Consider the following 3,288-nt stretch of genomic DNA (forward strand, 5'->3'; position numbering starts at 1 on the left):
CATCATAACAGGTATAAATAGGGTGACTATCTATATTATTACAATATGGAATGGTTACATACATTTTAATATATGTAACATGCATTTGACAATATATTTTGTATATTAAGTCAATTCCCGTTTCATGCGCAAGAGAATAGAAACATTTTATAGTTAATGCGCGCCAAGTGAGGAATAAATGCAAAATCATACATGGAAGCCATAAAACGAAAGGTTTTGCAAATCTTAAACTAGATTAGTATGACAATTCCTTCGGTTTTTTTATTGGAAGATAGAAGAGGAAAAACACCCTTGTATTAATATTGTCGCATACTGTAGACAAATTTTGAGAAAAGCCAGCAGTCTTTGTTAAAAAAGTTCGAGCTTGCTTTTAGAAATCGGCTCCCTTTCCGCCTACTGACTGCCTAGCCTCCTCGCTACGAGGAGTCCCGGCTAGCCAGTTATTCGGCAGGAGTAACACAAATTCATTCCATTCATTGAGAATCATCTCATATAAAACTGTGAAAAATAATAATCGGGATAATTTCCGAACCACCTTTTTTAGACAAGATTATTTCAGCCCTTCATAAGGCTCATATTTCGCATACATCTCTTTTCGGCGATTACGATCCTTGAAAGTGGTCGCCGCACCACTTTTTCGATTCTCATAAAGCTCGTCCATATCGACCGTCCCGGTAATGACTGTATGTTCATTCATTACCGCCTCGGCTACTACTCCATTTGCTGGCCAAGCGCTGTCACAGGGACTAAGTATACTGGTACGGCCGTAACCGTTCGGCAGCGGCGCCCCAGGTTCACCAACAGTTGGGCAATGAACAAAATATACCTGATTCTCGATTGCGCGTGCATGTGCGCAATGGCGTACCCGCCAAAAACCAGCCTCTGTAAATGTGTATGATGGGCAAAAAATGATGTCGGCCCCGTTCACTGATAATATCCTTGAAATTTCAGGTATCTCCGCTTCATAACATACCGCTATTCCTATCTTAACCGGACCTACGGAGTAAACTTCCAGATCATCACCTTCAGAAGTATGCCAATTCGCTTCAGCAGGAAAGATATGAGTTTTTTTATGCTCAACGACCGATCCATCTTTATCAAAAATGTATGCGATATTGAAGTATTCATTTTCGCGGTGTTCCAGATGCGTGCCCGCAATGATGACCTGCTTTCTTTTTCTGGAAAGTGAACGGAAAAGATCTTTGTATTGATTGGTATATTCATCAATCCTGATAACGGACGAAGCATCTTGTTCTCCAAAGGCCGCTGATAGCCCGATGGTTAACAGTTCCGGAAAAATGATATAATCCGAGTTTTCGGGAACTTGGGTGATCAAGTCTTCTACTTGTTTCTGAAATTCATTGAAATTTGACACTTTTTCTACTCGAAATTGACAAGCGGTTATTTTAATTTTCACAAAAGCCCCCCATAACATGCTTTTTATTTCATTAGCCTTGTTAAAAGAAATTAGGATATCTTGTCCAAATCATTCATTTCGGTCTGTTGCATAGAGATATGTTTAGTCAGTGCACTTACAATGAATGTTACAAGAATATTAAACAACAGAGCTATGACGCCTGTACTGATATCATTAATTACATGTGGGATATCCGGCAGGAATGTAGCAACCTTCACATCTGCAATTGTCGCATATAAAACTATCAGGACACCTGACAATATCCCTGCCATTGCACCATACTTATTGATCATATTGGTTTTTGATAAACTGCAAAACAAGGAAGGTGCCAGTTGTGTAATCAAACTGTATGACATGATATTCAAGATGGCCAAAGCCTCGCCGCCTGTTATCGTTACAATTAAAGCAATGATTGAGATACCGATGATGATGATCCTGGAGACAATCAACTGATGTGTTTCAGTCGCAGCAGGGACCAGAACTTTGTAAAAGCTATTTGTCAGACCTACCGATGCAGCCATTAGCATGACTGAAGCAGGGACCAGGGCCGTCAATAAACCGGCAGCTCCGATAACTCCTATCACCCTGGGATCGAATGTTTGAATCGCCAGCCTTAAAAGTGAGAGATCCCCATCAGCTCCTTGCAATCCCGGGATTTCCATGATGGCTGTAAATCCGATGAAAAAAACGAATAGCAGTAACAATGTGTATAAGGGTAACGCAATCGCATTTTTGCGAAGGGTCCTTTCCCCATTGGACGATAAAACGACCATGAATGTTTGTGGCAGCAAATAAAATCCTAGTGCATTCAGCAAAACGGTGGACACAAACCAGGACTGACTCAATCCTTGATCTGCCAAAACCAACATTTCCGGTTTAGCAGCTTGGACGGTCTCGAACATTGGCTGTATGCCTCCAAAGTAATGAAATGGAATGTAAATCCCTAAAAAGATAACGACTACCAAGATCATGAAATCTTTCAGTATGGCTGTCCATGCTGATCCATGAATGCCTGAAATCATTACATAGGTAGTTACGACAACAGCACCGATGACACTTGCAGCTATTGGAGAAATAGCCCCGTAAGATGCTTCGGAAACAATGATACCTAATCCTTTGAGCTGTATGACTATGTACGGCACGAGGGCTAAGCTCCCCAATACAGCAACGATCATCCCCATTGCCCTGCTTTTATATTTAGATGCAAAATACTCTGGCTGAGAGATGATGGAATGGCGTTTTGAATATCTCCATATTTTAGGGACGAGCCAATATGATAGGACGTAGGCTAAGAAAATATAGGCGGGAACATAATAAGCAGCGGCACCCTTTGAGTAAGCCCACCCACTTCCGCCCAGGAATGTAAAAGTTGTATAAATTTCACCTGCTATCAAGAGAAAAATGAAGAATGTACCGAAGCCCCTGCCCCCTACGGCAAATTGCTCCATGTCCATATCCTTCCCCTTTCTTGCTTTTATCCCTAAATAAAGTGCCAGAACCAAGAAGATGGAAATGATGAGTAATGATATATTCATTCAGAATCACTCCCTTTATTATCAGGATCGAACTTATAGACAATCATTAAGATGATCGATGCCATGACCATCCAAAATGCGACCCAAAATAACAAAAAAGGCATCCCCAATATGTACGGTTCTATTTTATTTGCATAGGACAATAAACCTAAGAACCCTATAAATGGAACAAAAAGCAATAACTTAATAGCATTCAAATTATACCCTCCCCTAATTAGGTTTCCAAAAATGGATCACCATCAGTCAAGCCTAGTTTCAAACTGAACTGATGGTTTGATAGCATCCGTGGCTAACTGTCATTAGCTGCTTACAACCAATTGTACATGCGTCTTAAGG

At 40.8% G+C, this 3,288-nt stretch carries 3 protein-coding genes; all 3 read right to left on the bottom strand.

Annotated elements, in window-relative coordinates:
* Positions 1–550: 550 nt before the first annotated feature.
* The 3 genes from ACFVSH_RS24530 to ACFVSH_RS24540 are packed head-to-tail and all read right to left on the bottom strand — an operon-like array spanning position 551 to position 3,149.
* A complete protein-coding gene (locus ACFVSH_RS24530) occupies positions 551–1,417 on the bottom strand; it encodes a nitrilase-related carbon-nitrogen hydrolase (protein WP_387708347.1) in 867 nt (288 codons plus the stop codon).
* 50 nt (positions 1,418–1,467) lie between these two features.
* Positions 1,468–2,952, bottom strand: coding sequence for a sodium:solute symporter family protein (locus tag ACFVSH_RS24535; protein WP_387708349.1), 1,485 nt, complete (start codon positions 2,950–2,952; stop codon positions 1,468–1,470).
* A complete protein-coding gene (locus ACFVSH_RS24540) occupies positions 2,949–3,149 on the bottom strand; it encodes a DUF3311 domain-containing protein (RefSeq protein ID WP_192204757.1) in 201 nt (66 codons plus the stop codon). The genes ACFVSH_RS24535 and ACFVSH_RS24540 overlap by 4 nt, the downstream gene beginning before the upstream one ends.
* Between the last annotated feature and the right edge of the window lie 139 nt (positions 3,150–3,288).

The sequence above is a fragment of the Peribacillus sp. NPDC058002 genome (assembly GCF_042886655.1).
In the GTDB taxonomy this organism is placed as follows: domain Bacteria; phylum Bacillota; class Bacilli; order Bacillales; family DSM-1321; genus Peribacillus; species Peribacillus aracenensis.